The 16648-nt window shown below is 74.6% G+C and carries 15 protein-coding genes; 9 read left to right on the forward strand and 6 right to left on the reverse strand.

The features are described 5' to 3' along the window. The first annotated feature begins 86 nt into the window (after positions 1-86). On the forward strand, positions 87-1523 hold the full coding sequence (locus tag IE249_RS16865) for a GH1 family beta-glucosidase (protein WP_189705639.1): 1437 nt from the start codon (positions 87-89) through the stop codon (positions 1521-1523). A gap of 115 nt (positions 1524-1638) precedes the next feature. Here IE249_RS16865 and IE249_RS16870 read toward each other — a convergent pair whose 3' ends face one another. The 3 genes from IE249_RS16870 to IE249_RS16880 all read right to left on the reverse strand — a co-directional run bounded on the left by IE249_RS16870 (position 1639) and on the right by IE249_RS16880 (position 5391). Then, complete coding sequence (locus tag IE249_RS16870; protein ID WP_189705640.1) at positions 1639-3099, reverse strand: glycoside hydrolase family 18 protein; 1461 nt, start codon at positions 3097-3099, stop codon at positions 1639-1641. Positions 3100-3316: 217 nt separating this feature from the next. Then, positions 3317-4690 carry a sensor histidine kinase gene (locus IE249_RS16875; protein WP_189705641.1) on the reverse strand — a complete coding sequence of 458 codons (1374 nt, stop codon included), beginning with the start codon at positions 4688-4690 and terminating at the stop codon, positions 3317-3319. Then, positions 4687-5391 (reverse strand): response regulator transcription factor, encoded by a 705-nt coding sequence (locus IE249_RS16880; RefSeq protein ID WP_189705642.1) that lies wholly within the window; start codon positions 5389-5391, stop codon positions 4687-4689. The genes IE249_RS16875 and IE249_RS16880 overlap by 4 nt, the downstream gene beginning before the upstream one ends. A 139-nt stretch (positions 5392-5530) precedes the next feature. Here IE249_RS16880 and IE249_RS16885 point away from each other — a divergent pair, with 139 nt between their 5' ends. Next, entirely contained in the window at positions 5531-6058 is a 528-nt protein-coding gene (locus tag IE249_RS16885) for a hypothetical protein (RefSeq protein WP_189705643.1), read from the forward strand. A gap of 22 nt (positions 6059-6080) precedes the next feature. Here the strand turns inward: IE249_RS16885 and IE249_RS16890 are convergent, their stop codons facing one another. Together IE249_RS16890 and IE249_RS16895 are read right to left on the reverse strand one after the other, a co-directional pair. Continuing rightward, positions 6081-6950: a spermidine synthase gene (locus tag IE249_RS16890; protein WP_189705644.1), complete on the reverse strand. Its 870-nt coding sequence runs from the start codon at positions 6948-6950 to the stop codon at positions 6081-6083. An 86-nt stretch (positions 6951-7036) separates the two neighbouring features. Beyond that, a complete protein-coding gene (locus tag IE249_RS16895; RefSeq protein ID WP_229858695.1) occupies positions 7037-7417 on the reverse strand; it encodes a hypothetical protein in 381 nt (126 codons plus the stop codon). 299 nt (positions 7418-7716) lie between these two features. Between IE249_RS16895 and IE249_RS16900 the strand changes: the two genes are divergently transcribed. After that, positions 7717-9195 carry an NsdA family TPR-like regulatory protein gene (locus tag IE249_RS16900; protein ID WP_189705646.1) on the forward strand — a complete coding sequence of 493 codons (1479 nt, stop codon included), beginning with the start codon at positions 7717-7719 and terminating at the stop codon, positions 9193-9195. A gap of 40 nt (positions 9196-9235) precedes the next feature. On the opposite strand, the gene IE249_RS16905 is transcribed toward IE249_RS16900, so the two are convergent. Next, complete coding sequence (locus IE249_RS16905) at positions 9236-9832, reverse strand: histidine phosphatase family protein (RefSeq protein WP_189705647.1); 597 nt, start codon at positions 9830-9832, stop codon at positions 9236-9238. Positions 9833-10088: 256 nt separating this feature from the next. Between IE249_RS16905 and IE249_RS16910 the strand changes: the two genes are divergently transcribed. The 6 genes from IE249_RS16910 to IE249_RS16935 all read left to right on the forward strand — a co-directional run bounded on the left by IE249_RS16910 (position 10089) and on the right by IE249_RS16935 (position 16595). After that, complete coding sequence (locus tag IE249_RS16910) at positions 10089-11048, forward strand: phosphatase PAP2 family protein (RefSeq protein WP_189705648.1); 960 nt, start codon at positions 10089-10091, stop codon at positions 11046-11048. Continuing rightward, on the forward strand, positions 10999-12150 hold the full coding sequence (locus tag IE249_RS16915; protein ID WP_189705735.1) for a hypothetical protein: 1152 nt from the start codon (positions 10999-11001) through the stop codon (positions 12148-12150). The genes IE249_RS16910 and IE249_RS16915 overlap by 50 nt, the downstream gene beginning before the upstream one ends. Further along, entirely contained in the window at positions 12141-13739 is a 1599-nt protein-coding gene (locus IE249_RS16920) for an amino acid adenylation domain-containing protein (RefSeq protein ID WP_189705649.1), read from the forward strand. The genes IE249_RS16915 and IE249_RS16920 overlap by 10 nt, the downstream gene beginning before the upstream one ends. Next, complete coding sequence (locus IE249_RS16925) at positions 13736-15130, forward strand: AAA family ATPase (RefSeq protein ID WP_373304399.1); 1395 nt, start codon at positions 13736-13738, stop codon at positions 15128-15130. Before IE249_RS16920 ends, IE249_RS16925 begins: the two co-directional genes overlap by 4 nt. Positions 15131-15485: 355 nt before the next feature. After that, complete coding sequence (locus IE249_RS16930) at positions 15486-15860, forward strand: DUF8844 domain-containing protein (RefSeq protein WP_189705650.1); 375 nt, start codon at positions 15486-15488, stop codon at positions 15858-15860. 132 nt (positions 15861-15992) lie between these two features. Continuing rightward, on the forward strand, positions 15993-16595 hold the full coding sequence (locus tag IE249_RS16935; protein WP_189705651.1) for a bifunctional DNA primase/polymerase: 603 nt from the start codon (positions 15993-15995) through the stop codon (positions 16593-16595). The last annotated feature ends 53 nt before the right edge of the window (positions 16596-16648 follow it).

Here is a 16648-nt window from a genome sequence, read left to right on the forward strand (position 1 = left end):
CTCTCCCTCCCTTCCTCTCCTTCTCTCCCTTTCTCCCCCCTTCCCCCCTGACAGTCGTCTTCTCGAGCTCTTATGGGAGCGCTTCCATGTCTGAGTCCGCACAGCCGGTGACCCCGGTGACCTTTCCTCCCGCCTTCCTCTGGGGCGCCGCGACCTCGGCGTACCAGATCGAGGGCGCGGTACGGGAGGACGGCCGTACGCCCTCGATCTGGGACACCTTCAGCCATACCCCGGGCCGCACGGCCGGCGGCGACACCGGTGACATCGCTGTCGACCACTACCACCGCTACCGCGACGACGTGAAGCTGATGGCGGAGCTGGGCCTGAACGCCTACCGCTTCTCCATCTCCTGGTCCCGTGTGCAGCCGACCGGGCGCGGCCCCGCCGTGCAGGTGGGCCTGGACTTCTACCGCCGGCTGGTCGACGAGCTGCTGGCGCACGGCATCAAGCCCGCGATCACCCTCTACCACTGGGACCTGCCGCAGGAGCTGGAGGACGCGGGCGGCTGGCCCGAGCGGGACACCGCGCTGCGTTTCGCGGAGTACGCGCGGATCGTGGGCGAGGCGCTCGGCGACCGGGTGGAGAACTGGATCACGCTCAACGAGCCGTGGTGCAGCGCCTTCCTCGGCTACGGCTCCGGCGTGCACGCCCCCGGCCGCACCGAGCCCCTGGCCTCGCTGCGCGCCGCCCACCACCTGAACCTGGCGCACGGGCTGGGCGCGCAGGCGCTGCGGTCGGTGATGCCGGCCCGCAACCAGGTCGCCGTCAGCCTCAACTCCTCGGTCGTGCGCCCCTTCTCGCAGTCCCCGGCCGACCTGGCTGCGGTGCGCAAGATCGACGACCTGGCCAACGGCGTCTTCCACGGCCCGATGCTGCACGGGGCGTACCCGGCGACGCTGCTGGAGGCGACCTCGTCGATCACCGACTGGTCGTTCGTCCTCGACGGCGATCTGAGCACGGCCCACCAGCCGCTGGACGCGCTGGGCCTGAACTACTACACGCCGGCGCTGGTGTCGGCGACGGACGAGAGCCGGCCGGGGCCGCGCGCGGACGGTCACGGGGCGAGCTCGTACTCGCCGTGGCCGGGCGCGGACGACGTCGCCTTCCACCAGACTCCGGGCGAGCGCACGGAGATGGGCTGGACGATCGACCCGACCGGGCTGCACGAGCTGATCATGCGCTACACCCGCGAGGCCCCCGGCCTGCCGCTCTACATCACCGAGAACGGCGCCGCCTACGACGACAAGGTCGACTCCGACGGCCGCGTGCACGACCCGGAGCGCATCGCCTATCTGCACGGCCACCTGGCGGCGGTGCGCCGCGCCATCACCGACGGCGCGGACGTGCGCGGGTACTACCTGTGGTCGCTGATGGACAACTTCGAGTGGGCCTACGGCTACGGCAAGCGGTTCGGCGCGGTCTACGTCGACTACGCCACCCTGGCCCGGACCCCGAAGTCCAGCGCCCACTGGTACGCGAAGGCGGCCCGCACCGGTCAGCTGCCCCCGGTGGAGGCCGCCTGACCGACGACCACGCGCCCCGGCCGGATGGGGGGTTGAGGACCGGCCGGGGCGCGTTCCCCGTTTTCCGCGATGGCTGTTGTTCCCGCGACGGCTTCGCGCCGCGGGTGCGTTGCGCCTAGTTGAAGGCGCCGAAGGCCTTGGAGAAGGCGAAGGCGTCCTGGGCGATGGAGCTGCAGGTGGCGTCGGCGGTGGGCTTGGGACCGCCGGCGCAGCTCTTGTCGCGGGCGGCGGACCACATGGACAGCCAGCCGATGCCCTTGGACTTGGCGAAGTTCACCAGCTGGGTGGCGTCGTCGACCTTGAAGACCTCGGAGGAGACGTCGTTGACGCCGATCATCGGGGTGACGGCGACGGTCTTCCAGGCCTCACTGTCGGACAGTCCCAGCACGCTCTTGATCTGGGCCTGGGTGGCGGTGGCGGCCTGCTCGGCGAGGGTGCCCATGTCGCCGCTGAAGGAGGGGCCGTAGTCCATCGCCATGATGTTGACGGCGGAGATCTTCACGCCGTTCGACTTGGCGTCGGAGAGCAGGTTGACGCCGTCCTGGGTCAGCCCCTGGGGCAGTACGGGCAGGGTGAAGGAGACGTCCAGGCCCGGGTGCTGCTGCTGGAGCTTGGCGATGGCCTGGGCGCGGCGGGTGTTGGCCGCGGTGTTGGGCAGCGCGCCGCCCTCGATGTCGAAGTCGACCTTGGTGAGCTTGTACTGGTCCACGGCCTTGCCGTAGGCCGCGGCGAGCGCGTCCGCCGAGGTGCAGGTGGTCCCCAGCTCCGAGCCGGCGGCACCGCCGAAGGAGACCCGCACGTCGCCGCCCTTGGCGCGCAGCGCGCCGATCTGGGAGGCCACGCCGTCGCTCGCGAGGTCGGTGACGCCGCCCCACTTGGGGGTGCAGCCGCCGCCGTCGGTGATGAAGGCGAGGTTGTAGTTCTTCACCCCGGTGGCGTTGGCGCTGGCCAGGAGGTCGAAGGCCGGGTAGAGGGAGGTGTCGACGTAGGGCGCGAAGCCGGCGCTGCTCTTGGTGCCGGTGCCGGTGCTCTGCGAGGGGGTGGGGGTCGGCGTCGGGGTGCTGCTCGGCGCGGAGGTCTTGGTGGGGGTGGGCGTCGGCGTGGGCGTCGCGGTCTTCGTGGGGCGGCCGCTCGGCTCGGGGGTGGGGCCCCCGTCGGCGGAACAGGAGGCGTTGTCGATACGGCAGCCGGTCGGGTCGCCGCTGCCGTTGACGACGAAGCCGACGGTGACCGACTTGCCGGGGGCGAGCCCCGCGGTGTCCCACTTGGCCGGCTTCACGGTGACGTGGCTGCCGCTGACGCTGGACTCGGCGTTCCACAGCGAGCTGAGCTTGGCGCCCGCCGGCAGGTCGAACTCCAGCGTCCAGTCCTTCTCGGTCTGCTGGGTGTTGTTGGTGACGACGTACTGCGCGGTGTAACCCCTCGACCAGTCGCTGGTCCTGGTGTACGCGGCACCGACGCCGGCCGCCTGGGCGATGCCGGTGAACACGAGCGCTCCGCCGCCGACCACGGCCGCCGCGACCAGGCCGCCTATCGCCTTGTTCCTGCCGCTGATCCTGCGCCGGTGCGTGCTCATGGTGCCTGCCTTCGCTGTTCACGGGGGTGGGGTGCGGCAGCACGCTAGCGGCAGGGAATCGGGCAATCGGCCTGATCCGGACGGTGGTTGAGGATCTTAGGGTGCGCTTAAGGAAGGGATCGGGGGCGGTTAAAGGTAGAGACCAATCGCGGGGCGGACGGCGGGGTTCGGGACGGGCCCGGAGCCGTCCGGGGCACGGGCGCGGTGGTCGCCGGTGTCACCGCAGCGCCAGGCGCCTGCGCCGTCGTACGGCTCCGCGGTGGCCGCGGCGCACCGGCCGGCGGCCGTCGAGCTGTATCCAGATGCGCACCTCCGTGCCGCCGAGCACGGAGGAACCGAGGCGCACGTCCCCTCCGGTCGACTCGGCGAGGCGCCGCACGATGTCGAGTCCGAGCCCGGTGGACCCGTCGGCGCCCGAGCCCCGGCCGCGGGCCATGGCGGCCTCGGGGTCGGCTATGCCGGGGCCCGCGTCGGAGACGAGCACGATCACCGCGTCGTCGCCGTTGTGCACGTCCACCGCGAACGCCGTGCCCTCCGCGGTGTGCCGGAACACGTTGCCGAGCAGGGCGTCCAGCGCGGCCACGAGGTCGGCGCGGGCCACCGGTATGCGCACCGGGCGCTCCACTCCTGCCACCCGCCACTTGCGGCCCTCGTCCTCGGCGAGCGCGGACCAGAACTTCATCCGCTCCCGCACCACTTCGGCCGCGTCGCACCCGGCGCCGGCGCCCGCGACGGCGGTCTGCGGCTTGGCCTCCCGGGCGGTGCGGATGATGGTGTCGACCTCGCGCTCGAGCTGGGCGACGGCCGCCCTGGTCTGGTCGGCGGCCGGGCCCTCCCCGAGCGAGGCCGCGTTGAGCCGCAGCACGGTCAGGGGTGTGCGCAGCCGGTGGGACAGGTCGGCCGCCAGCTCCCTCTCGTTGGCGAGGAGTTGCACGACCTGGTCGGCCATGGAGTTGAACGCCACCGCCGCGAGCCGCAGTTCGGTCGGCCCCTCCTCTGGCACCCGGGCGCCGAGCTTGCCCTCCCCCAGTTCGTGCGCGCCCTCGGCCAGGCGCTGCGCGGGCTGCACCATCCGCACGCCGAGCCGGTCGGCGACGGCGACCGAGCCGACGACGAGCGCCGCGCCGACCACGGCGAGCACCGCCCAGGCGGTTCCTACGCCGTTGCTGACCTCGGACTCGGGGACGTAGACCTCGACCACGGCGATGGCGCCGGAGCTCAGCGCGACCGGCTGCAGGAGCGTGGAGCCGCCGGGCACCTCGGTGGTGGAGGCGCGGCCCATCTTCCGCACGGTCGCGATGTCCGCGACCGCGGCCCGGCCACGGCCGATGTCGACGGCCTGCTTGCCGTCCGCCTCGGGTATGTGCACGGCCATCTGGGCGTCGGAGCCGGCCGAGGCGACGACCCGCTCCAGCTGCTCCCGCTCGGTGGTGATGGACAGCGCGGGCGCGACCGCCGCGGCCTGCCGCTCGGCGTTGGAGAAGGCACGGTCGCGGGCCATCTCCTTGATGACGAGCCCGAGCGGGACCGCGAAGGCGACCACGACCATGGTGGTGACCGCGAGGCAGACCTTGACCAGTGCCCATCTCATCGCGGCGACTCCGCTCCGGGCGGCTCCAGCTTCACGCCGACGCCCCGCAGGGTGTGCAGATAGCGGGGCCGGGCGGCCGTCTCGCCGAGCTTGCGCCGCAGCCAGGACAGGTGGACGTCGATGGTCTGGTCGTCGCCGTAGGACTGCTGCCACACCTCGGCGAGCAGTTCGCGGCGGGGCACGACGACTCCGGGGCGGCCGGCGAGGAAGGCCAGCAGGTCGAACTCACGGCGCGTCAGGTCCAGCCGGGCGCCGTCGAGTTCCGCCTGGCGGCGCAGCGGGTCGACTGTGAGGCCGCCGACGCGGATGACCGTGGAGGACGGGGCCTCGGCGGCCCCGGAGCGGGCCCTGCGCAGCACGGCGGCCATGCGCGCGGACAGGTGCTCGACCGAGAACGGCTTGGTCAGGTAGTCGTCCGCCCCGGCGTTGAGCAGCCGGACGATCTCCGCCTCGTCGTCGCGGGCGGTGGCGATGATGACGGGCACGTCGGTGATGCCGCGCAGCATCTTCAGGGCCTCGGAGCCGTCCAGATCGGGCAGGCCGAGGTCGAGGACGACCACGTCGAAACGGATGTGGGCGACCTCGCGCAGCGCCTCGAGCGCCGTGCCGACGCTGCGCACGGTGTGCGAGGCGTCGGTCAGATGCCGGATGAGCGCCGAGCGTACGAACTGGTCGTCCTCGACCACGAGCACACTTGCCATGCGCCGCACCGTACGCCATGCGAGAGCGCCCGGTGCGGGCCTGTGGACAACTCCGCCCGCACTCCCGGCGCCTGTGGACAACCTCACCCGCGGGGCTTTCGGGCGACACGGGTGGGGCGGGTGGGGCAGTATGGCCGCGATGCTTAGAGGACTCGCACACGTACTGGCGTGGTCGCTCGCCACCGGCGCGGCGGTCACGTTGTCGTGGTGGGGCGTCCACACGGTGATGGCGGGCACGGCCTACGACCCGCCGCGCGCCCTGCCCATCACGGCGGCCGGCGCGACCACGCAGGAGTCGAGGCCGCTGGCGTCCTCCACGCACCGGCCGCCCCCGTCGAAGAGCCCGTCGGCGAAGCCGAGCGTCCCGCCCCGCCGGACCTCCCCCGCGCCGAGCCCCTCCGCGTCGGCGCCCGCGGTGAGCCCCGACCCCTCCCCCACGACGTCCGGGCAGGTCAAGAGCTACGACACCGATGGCGGCCGGGTGGTCTTCGACCTCGGCCCCGCCTCGGCGACCCTGGTGTCGGCGACTCCGGGCACGGGCTGGTCGATGCAGGTGTGGAAGACGGAGACCTGGATCCGCGTGGAGTTCACCTCGGGCGCGAACCGCGTGTCCGTCATCTGCACCTGGCACGACGGCCCGCCGCACGTCGAGGTGGGCAACTACTAGGGCCTGCGGGCCTTTTGAGGCCTCAGCGGAAGACCGAGGGCGGCGGGGCCGGCGAGGCGACCGCGTCGGCGTCCGTGACGGGCGGGGCGCCGCCGGTGAAGTCGGTGAGGGCGCGGCCGTGTTCGACGCGGCCGGGGTGCGGGTCGGAGGCGGCCCTGCGGGTCAGTTCCGCGATCGGGAGCGGCGCGTCGGAGGCGACGAGTACGGCGTTGCCGAAGCGTTTGCCGCGCAGCACGGCCGGATCGGCGACCAGCGCGAGTTCGCCGAAGCGGGCGGCGGCGGTGGCGATCTGGCCGCGCAGGTGGGCGAGCGGGGGGCCGTCGGCGAGGTTGGCGGCGAGGATCCCGTCCGGGCGCAGCACCCGGCGCACCTCGTCGAGGAACTCCGTGGAGGTGAGGTGGGCGGGCGTGCGGGCGCCGCTGAAGACGTCCGCGATGACGAGGTCGGCCCAGCCCTCCGGCACCTTCGCCAGCCCTTCGCGGGCGTCGGCCGAACGCACCCGGATGCGTGCGCCGGTGTCCAAGGGCAGCTCTCGGCGGACCAGTTGGACGAGGGCGGCGTCGCGTTCGACGACCTGCTGGGTGGAGCGGGGGCGGGTGGCGGCGACGTAGCGGGCGAGGGTGAACGCCCCGCCGCCGAGGTGGACGGCGTGCAGCGGCTTTCCGGGGGGCGCGGCGAGGTCGACGACGTGGCCGAGGCGCCGCTGGTACTCGAAGGAGAGGTACGCCGGGTCGTCCAGGTCGACGTGCGACTGCGGGGCCCCGTCGATCAGCAGCGTCCAGGCCCGCGCACGCTCCCGGTCGGGTATGAGCTGGGCGAGCCCACCGTCGACCTGCTCGGTGACGGCGTCCACCGCCTCCCGCCCACGCCTCGCGCCCCTGGCCTTTCCCATCCACCCATTGTCGCAAGCCCCGCACCCCGCCACCCACCCGCGCGGCGGCAGCCGCCCGAGCCGGCGGAGCGCGGACGGGACCGGGGTCAGCGGCAGCTGTCCGCGGCCTCGATCATGCGGGCCGCCTCGCCGAGGGCCCGGCGCAGGACGGCGGGGTCGGTGGCGAGGTCGGCCTCGCCGGGCGGGAGGAGCCAGTCCGAGCCCTCCGCCGGGGGCTCGGGGGCCAGGCACAGGCCTCGGCCGTCGGTCTGGGTGCAGGTGCTGCCGGGCACGTCCCATCCGGCGGCCGTGCCCGCCGGGACCACGAAGCCCAGGGTGTCGCCGCCGTCGTCGTGCAGGACGGGCCCCACCGCGTCCCCCGTGCCGCGGCGCAGGATGTCGACCGCCTCCAGGCCTTGCCGGGCCGGGACGGTCACCAGGTCGCACGCGGGCGCCGGACACGGGTCGGCGCTTGGTTCGGTCTCCATCCCGGCCTCCACCACGAAAACCCCTCCTCGTGAGCGAGCGGGTCGGGAGTCGGGCGCCTCCCGGTCCACGGGGTCCAACGCCCCGCGTCCGTCAACGGGCACGGCCGAAGTCCGCCGCAAAGGATGGCACTTCATGGCAGATCGTGGATGAGATATCCGGTTTGTAGCCAAACACTGCGTGGCGAGCCGGACACAACAGGTACGTTCTTGCTCGCCGGAAACAGGGCGCCACTTGGGCAACTCACCCAAATCGCCTCGCGCCCGGCATGGTTCGACGGTTCGCACGAGAGGACCCGGCCATGACGTCGTCGACGGTGACCTCGTCCCAGTCCCCCCGGCCGCCGCGGCCGAACCTCGCCTTCCGGCGCCTGCGCGGACAGCGCTCGCCGGCCGAGTTCGCCGCGGCGGTACGGCGGGCCGCCCGCGAGATCGGCGAGCGGGTCAGCTGTGACGCGCGCTACATCGGCCGGGTCGAGGCCGGTGAGATCCGCTGTCCCAACTACGCCTACGAACGCGTGTTCCTGCACATGTTCCCCGGCCGCACGCTCACCGACCTCGGGTTCGCCCCCCGCTCGTCCGTCCGCGGACGGGCGGCGCGCACCGCCGAGGACCACGCGCCCCCGCCGCGCACCATGAGCCCGGTGCGCGCCCCGAATGAAACGCGAGGGGCGCGCCACCCGTATCAGGAGCCGGACCCGTACCGGCCGCAGGACCTTCACGACCCGCAGGACCCGTACCACCCGCACGAAGACCACGAGGAGAGCGACGTGCTGCGTCGCGCATTCATGACCCGAGGGGGCGCCACGATGGCCGCCGCCTCGCTGGGCCCCCTGGGGTTCGCCCACGACGCCTCGGCGGCGGACCGCCCCACCCGCAGGGCCGGCGCGAGCGAGGCCGGCGCCCTGGAGGAGGCCGTCCGCAGGATCCGGTTGCTCGACGACCGGCACGGAGCCGACGGCCTCTACCGCCGCGCGGCCGCCCCGCTGCGCGCCGCCTACGCGCTGCTCGACGCCGGCGCCACCCGGCAGACCACCGCCGACCGGCTCCACTCCGGCGCCGGTGAACTGGCCATCTCCGTGGGCTGGCTGGCGCACGACTCGGGGCGTTTCGACGACGCCCGCTCGCACTACTCCGAGGCCCTGGCCACCGCCCGGATGACCGGCGACCCGGCCCTGGAGGCGCACGCCTTCTGCAACATGGCGTTCCTCGCCCGCGACGCGGGCCGGCCGCGGGAGGCGGTGCGGGCCGCGCAGGCCGCCCGGCGCGCCGCCGCCGGCCTGGGCTCCGACCGGCTGATGTCGCTGCTCGCGCTGCGCGAGGCGGGCGGCTGGGCCGGGCTGGCCGACCGCACCGGCTGCGAGCGAGCGCTCGCACGCGCCCAGGCCCTCTTCGAACGCGGCTGCTCGGACGCCGACCCCGAGTGGATGAGCTTCTACGGCGAGGCCGAGCTGGAGGGGCTGGAGGCGCAGTGCTGGTCCACGCTCGGCGACTGGCCGCGGGCGGCGCGGCACGCGCGCCGGGCCACCCGGCTGCAGGACCCGCACTTCACGCGGAACACCGCGCTCTACACGGCCGAGCTGGCGGACGACCTCGCCCGCGGCGGGCGCCCCGACGAGGCGGCGGCCGCCGGGATGCGCGTCCTGGACCTCCTGGACCAGGTCCAGTCCTCCCGCATCCAGGCGATGCTCGCGGGCACGGCCAGGGTGCTGCTGCCGCACCGGCGGGCGTCCGGGGTGTCGGAGTTCCTGGAGAGGCACGCCTCGGCACCACGCACGTGAGCGGGGCCGGGTCCGGCGCGGGTGAGCGGCGCCAGGTCCGCTACGCCGCCAGGTGACCCACGTCGTTCCAGCTCTCCAGGGCCGGCTCGCCGTAGGCCCAGCCCAGTACCGACAGGGACGTGGGGTTGAGGCGGATCCGGGCCGCGAAGTCGATCGGCAGGCCGAGCCAGCGCGCGCCGATCGACCGCAGTATGTGCCCGTGCGCGAAGACGAGCACGTCGCGGTCCTCGGCGCGCGCCCAGGCCACCACCTCGTCCGCACGGGCGGTCACCTCGGCGAGCGTCTCCCCGCGCGGGACGCCGTCGCGCCAGATGAGCCAGCCGGGCCGCCCGGCGAGGATCTCCTGCGGCCGCAGCCCCTCGTAGGCGCCGTAGTCCCACTCCATCAGCGCGTCCCAGCACATCGCGCGGTCGCCGAAGCCGGCCAGCTCGCACGTCTCACGCGCGCGTGCCAGCGGGCTGGTGCGGACCTCGGTGCCGGGCAGGCCGTCGAAGGGAGCCCGCTGCAGCCGCTCGCCGAGCAGCTTGGCGCCGCGCCGGCCCTCCTCCAGGAGCGGCACGTCGGTCCTGCCGGTGTGCTTGCCGGACAACGACCACTCGGTCTGTCCGTGCCGGGCCAGCAGGATGCGCGGTGCCATGGGAGACCTTTCCGGGCGAACGGGGGAACGGGGGAACGGGCGTACGGGGGCCGGAGAACGGGAGAAAGCGTCAGGTTCCGGCGGAACCCCTCCATCATCGCGCACCCCGCGCGCGGGCAACCCGGGGGGCGATCCCTGCGTCTATGAGTGCCGGGGGCGGCCCGCGGGGACGGGCGCGTACACCGTAAGGTGGCACGACCGTCCGGGCACCGCCGGACACCGCCGCGAGACGACCGGACAGGGGGAGGGGCATCGGATGCCGCAGACCGAGGCACAGCCGGCGCGCACCGAAACCGCCCCGCGGACCCGGCTGCGCTGGTGGACCGAGCTGCCGCTCATCCTCCTGGTGTACGGCTGCTACTCCGCGGGCCGGCTGCTGGCGCGCGGCGACGTCTCCAGCGCCGTGGACCACGGCCTGGTGATCCTGCGGCTGGAGAAGGTGCTCCACCTCAACGCCGAGCACCCCCTCAACCGCCTCTTCACGCGCGAGCCGTGGCTCGGCGTACCGGCCGACTTCTGGTACGCGTCGCTGCACTACCTGGTCACGCCCGCCACCCTGATCTGGCTGTTCCGGGCCCGTACCGCGCACTACCGGGCGGCCCGCACCTGGCTGATGACGTCCACGTTCATCGGCCTGATCGGCTTCACCCTGCTGCCGACCTGCCCGCCCCGGCTGCTCTCGCCCGGCCACGGCTTCGTGGACACGATGGCCCACTACAGCTCGTACGGCTGGTGGGGCGGCCAGGCCAGCGCCCCGCGCGGGCTCGGCGGCATGACGAACCAGTACGCGGCGATGCCGAGCCTGCACGTGGGCTGGGCCCTGTGGTGCGGGGTGATGCTCTGGCGCCACGGCGGCACCCGCTGGGCGAAGGCGGCGGGCGTCGCCTACCCGCTGCTGACCGCGCTCGTGGTGATGGGCACCGCCAACCACTACTTCCTGGACGCGGTCGCGGGCGTCGCCGTGATGGGCGCGGGCCTGCTGCTCGCGCCGTACGTGACGCGTGGCGCGGGCCGGGCCGGGGCACTGCTGGCGGCCCGGGTCACAGCGGTCACGGGACGCCCCGGCGGCACCGGCTCCCCGATTGTCAGTGGCGGATGCCAGACTTCGGCGGGTGAGCGATTTCCACGGCAGCGCGAAGGACGGCCCGCTCCCGGAGCCGAGCCGGGTGCCGTCCCCAAGGACGCGGGGGACGGCGCTGCGGCAGCGGCTCGCTGAGCTGCGCGGGGCCGGCACGGCGGCCAGGGCGCTGGACGCCCGTGCCCTCGCGGCGCTGGCCGCGAACCCCGGCTGCAGGCGGCGCGCGATCCTGGACGGCGCGGGCGTGGACAAGGCGGCCCTGGCGGGCGCGCTCGGGGCGCCCTCGGTCTTCGGGCAGTCCCAGTTCGCCCTCACCCGCGGCAACGCCTTCGAGGCGAAGGTCAAGGCCGACGGCGGCGCCGAACTGCTGCGGCTGGTGCACGAGCGGCTGGACCCGCGCGCCGAGCCGCCCCGCGACGGGACCGTCCCCGACCTGAGCGCCCAGGGCCCCGAGGGCCGCGTCGCGCGTACGGCGCTGGCGCTGCGCGAGGCCACGGAGGCGGGCGGCTGGACCCTGCTCGACCACCCCCTGCTCGCCCTCGAGGTGGCGGGCTCCCCCGCCTTCCTCGAACCGGACGCGGTGGTGGTCCACCCCGACGGCGGCTGGACGGTCGTCGAGATCAAGTCCTTCCCGATGCTGGACGGCTCCGCGGACCCCGCGAAGGTCGGAGCGGCCGCCCGGCAGTCGGCGGTCTACGTGCTGGCGCTGGAGGAGGTCGCCGCCCGCCTCGACCCCGCCCCGCGCGTGCGGCACCGCGTCCTCCTGGTGTGCCCCAAGGACTTCTCCAACCTGCCCACCGCCTCCGCCGTCGACGTGCGCAAGCAGCGCGCGGTGACCGCCCGGCAGCTGACCCGGCTGACCCGGATCCAGGACATCGCGGACACGCTCCCCGAGGGCGTGTGCTTCTCGCCCGAACTGCCCGCCGGGGAGCTGACGGCCGCCGTCGAGGCGGTCCCGGCGACCTACGCGCCCGAGTGCCTGGCCGCCTGCGAGCTGGCCTTCCACTGCCGGTCCCGGTCCCGCGCACAGGGCGCGGTGACGGCGCTCGGCCGCTCGGTCCGCGCCGAGTTGGGCGGCCTCGGCACCGTCGACGATGTGCTGGCGGCGGCCCACGGCGAAGCGGGCGACCCGGACGACCCGGCGGTGGCCGCCCTGCGCCGGGCCGCCGCACTGCGCGCCGAGGCCCTGGAGACCGCCGGCCCCGCGGCCGTGGCCGCCCGGGAGGCCGTATGTCCCTGATCGCCACCCTCGCGCGCCTGGAGGCCGTGCGGGCCGGGCGCGCCCAGCCCGCCGCGACCGTGCGGCACCGGCATCTGTCGGACCGGCCGCTGGTGTTCGTGCCGCTCACCACGGCCGGCGAGGCCGGCGCCCCGCTCGGCGCGCTGGTCGGCACGGACCGCGACGCGCCCCGGCTGCTGGCCGTCCCGCAGCCCCGCGACCGCGACCTCAGATTCGCGTTCCTGGCCGAACTGGCCGATGTGGTCCTGCCGTACGTCGACGCCCACGCCGGGGTGGTCGAGGCCGCCGAGCGCACCGAGACCGACCCGGAGACCGGCAAGCGCGTCAAGGTGGAGGTCGAACTGTGCGCGGACGCGCCCCAGTTGATCGTCCCCAGCCGTGCGGGCATCGACTTCGTACGGCTGCTCGGGCGCTCGATGCGGTTCCGGCGCACCGCCGAGCAGGACCCCGAGACCCCGTATCCGGCGCCGCCGAGGGTGCCGCTGCTCGGGCGGTGGCTGACCCACTTCGGTGAGCGTGCGCGGGTGCCCGGCTCCTCGCTGCTGCTCGCGATGAGCGACCTGCTGGCCCGGCACTGGACCACCGGCCAGTCGAGCCTGGAGGACCAGCACCTCGGGGCGCTGCTCGCGTGGATCGCGCCGCCGGAAGGGGTGTCCGGCGCCGAGGCCGCGCTGCGTGCCGAGCTCGCGCGGGACGCGGACGGACAACTGGAGTGCCCGCCCGCCGGCCCGGCCACCGACCCGGCCTTCGACAACAGGCTGCTCGCCCCGGCCATCGAGCGCTACGACCGTGCGCGTGCCGCCCTCGCCGCCGCCGAGGACGGCGCCCGGGCCGACGAGCGGCTCGGCGCGCTGACCGCGGCCGAGGACCAGATCCTCGCCCTGGTCAGCAGCCGCACGCTGCCCACCTGGGACAAGGTGTGGGACGGCCTGGACCTGTTGCGGGCGCTGCCCGAGGGGGCGCACGTCGAGGAGCGGTGGACGCGCGACCGCTGGTCCTTCACCGGGCACCGCGACCGGGTCCTGGCGGGCGAGCCGCCGCAGCCGCGCCGCGACGACGCGGTGACCGCGGCGAACAAGCTGGCCACGCGCGAGCGCGAGCAGGCCCGGCTGGACGCCCAGGAGGCGCTGGACGACCCCCTGGTCATGGCGGGGCGGCGGCTGGCCGGGGAGGCGTTCGCCGGGGAGGTCACCGACGTCGTCATGGCCTACAGCGAGGGCAGGCGGCCGAGCCCCCGCCCGCTGGTCACCGTGCGCACGGACGACCGGCCGCACCTGGGCGAGCGCGCGCGGGTGTACCGCTCGCTGGGCGGGAAGCCGCAGTCGGCCGAGTTCGTGGCGGCGGAGGAGGACGGGACGCTGCTCGTGCTGCGGGTGCTCGACAAGATGGGGCGCGGCAAGGAGCCCGAGGCCGGTTCCGTGCCGGAGAAGGGCGACCGGGTCTGCTTCACGCTCTTCGAGCACGAGCAGCGCGGCGGGGCGAAGCTGCCCGACCCGGAGGACACCCCGTGGACCCACGGCGGCCCGCCGGGTGAGGCGGGCGCCGTCCCTGAAGTCGCCGACCCCGTGACCGAGGAGGACGTGCTTTGACCGCCCCCGCCGAGGAGACCGCCCCCGGTCCGGACGCTCGCGGCCCGGACGCCCCCGGGCCCGCCCTCGACCCCGGCGCGGCGGCCGCGCGCGCGACCGGCGCGATCCTGCGGGACACCCTGCACGCCCCGCACCGAGGAGTCGTCGTGGACTCCCCGCCCGGCGCCGGGAAGTCCACGCTGGTGGTCCGCGCGGCACTGGAACTGGCCGCCGCGGGACGGCCGCTGATGGTGGTCGCGCAGACCAACGCGCAGGTCGACGACCTCGTGCTGCGGCTCGCCGAGAAGAACCCCGAGCTGCCCGTGGGCCGCCTGCACAGCAGTGACACCGACCCGTACGACAAGGCGCTGGACGACCTGCCGAACGTACGGAAGTCGGCGAAGGCCGGTGACCTCGCCGGCCTGGACGTGGTGCTGTCGACCGCCGCGAAGTGGGCGCACGTGAAGGTGGACGAGCCGTGGCGGCACGCCATCGTCGACGAGGCGTACCAGATGCGTTCGGACGCGCTGCTCGCGGTGGCCGGGCTGTTCGAGAGGGCGCTGTTCGTGGGCGACCCGGGCCAGCTCGACCCGTTCGCGATCGTCGGCAGCGAGCAGTGGGCGGGGCTGTCCTACGCCCCCTCGGCGTCAGCCGTGACGACCCTGCTCGCGCACAATCCGCGGCTGCCGCAGCACCGGCTGCCGGTGTCCTGGCGGCTCCCGGCGTCGGCGGCGCCGCTGGTGTCGGACGCGTTCTACCCGTACACGCCCTTCCGCAGCGGGACCGGGCCGGGCGACCGGCGGCTCGCCTTCGCGGTGCCGTCGGACGGCTCCGGTCCCGACCGGGTGATCGACGAGGCGGCCGAGTCGGGCTGGGGCCTGCTGGAGCTGCCCGCCCGGCACACCCCGCGCACGGACCCGGAAGCGGTGCGCGCGGTGGCGTCGGTCGTGGCACGGCTGCTGGCCCGGGGCGGTACGGCCGTCTCGGAGCGGGCGCCGGACGAGCCCGTGCCGCTGACCGCCGGCCGGATAGCGGTCGGCACCGCGCACCGGGACCAGGCGGCCGCCGTCCGGGCGGCGCTGGCCGGGCTGGGCGTCACGGACGTCACCGTGGACACGGCGAACCGGCTCCAGGGCCGCGAGTTCGACGTCACGGTGGTGCTGCACCCGCTCTCCGGCCGCCCCGACGCCACCGCCTTCCACTTGGAGACCGGCCGCCTGTGCGTCCTGGCCTCCCGCCACCGCCACGCGTGCATCGTGGTCTGCCGGGCAGGCGTGAGCGACCTCCTGGACGACCACCCGTCCACAGAACCGGTCCAACTGGGCGTCACGGTCAAGTTCCCTGATGGCTGGGAGGCGATGATGTCCACATGGGATCACTGGTCCGAGCACCGAGTGGTCTGGTGCCCGTGACCGACACCTTCGGTGCCCGCCCGGACGGCCCCGGCTGCCGCGCCCCGTCCGCCGGACGGAGTCCGGCACGCCGCCGGAGGCGGCCAAAGGTCGCAGCCCCTGATGGCTGGGAGGCCAACCACGCGGTGATGGCGCATCTCGGAGAACACCGCGTGACCTGGCGGCCGTGACCCCCACCCGCCCGGCGGGCGATCAGCGCAGCCCCGGCCGGCCCGCCGGACGGAGCCCGGCCCGCCGCCGCAGGCGGCCGATGGACACAGGCGGGCCGGACCGCCCTCTTGCGTCCGCGCGCGACAATGGACGGTGGCCCTTCCTCAGGGTGGGCGCCAACCGAACCGTACGAGGAGGACACGACATGGCGGAGCCCACGCCGCGTCGCAACGAACCGCGGCTACGCCCCGCGCCCCTGCTCTTCGAGCCCGCCGCCGCGGCCGCGGACCCGGAGCACTTCTTCGACCTGGAGTCGATCGACGACCCCCGGGCGCTGCTGGCGCGGGCGACCGAGCTGACGCTCGCGTTCCGCGCAGCGGCCGACCGCGCGGTGGAGTACCAGGCGATCGCGGCGGCGCAGCTCGCCGACCCGCGCCGCTTCGACCGGCTGAGCCCCGCCGACATCGCCGAGCGCGCCGAGTGGACCGAGGACTACGCCAAGAAGATGGTCGACTTCGGGCGTGACCTGCTGCGCGGGGTCGAGGGCGGAGTGCACGCCAACCCCGCCGACCCCATGTGACCCGGGCCGGCCGGAGGCTCCCGCCCCTCGGGCATATGCCGGGCGGGCAAGATACTCCGCCTCCCCTCCCCTTGTCCCGGTTTCCCGCAACCGAGTGGAAGCGGTCACTCACAGTCGGTAGATGTAACCGACATGACCTGCACCGGGAACGAACCCTTCGCCGACCACCCCGCCTCCGTCACCCCGGACGGCGCGGCCTGGCTGGCCTCGGCAGGAACGTATCCCCGCAGCACGCCGGCGCTCTGGCGGGAACGCCCCGACGCACCGGTCGTACTGCCCTGCGGCACGGCGTTCGACGTCGTCAACGCGCCGGCGATGTTCGGCCGCCGGATGCTGGACCGGCTGTGGGCCGAGGGTCCGGGCTCCGGGCCGGTGGCCGTGCACCGCGGGCGGATGCTGCTGTTCACCGCGCCCGGGACCGCGCACCGGCTGCCCTCGCTGCTGGAGTGGGAGGAGTGGGGCGCCCGGGGCAGGCAGGCCGGCGGCGGCCGCACCGCGGCCGTTCCGCCGCTGCTGTGCCACGGCACGGGCGACGCGGTGACCGTCCCCGCCCCGGGCGGGAAGCCGGCCGCCTCCCGCTGGCTGGTGGCCCCGGACACCCGTCACCCCTGGCTGCCCGGCCCGGAGATCCTGCTCTGGGCGGCCGTGCGGGCGGCCCGCGCGGCCGTACGGATTTCGATTTTTCCTCCCGCCGATCAGGATGCTAAGGTCTACGACGTCAGCAGGCGCCGCTAGCTCAGTTGGTTAGAGCAGCTGACTCTTAATCAGCGGGTCCGGGGTTCGAGTCC

Origin of the sequence: Streptomyces anandii JCM 4720, from assembly GCF_014650655.1 — a bacterium.
Taxonomy (GTDB): Bacteria; Actinomycetota; Actinomycetes; order Streptomycetales; family Streptomycetaceae; genus Streptomyces; species Streptomyces anandii.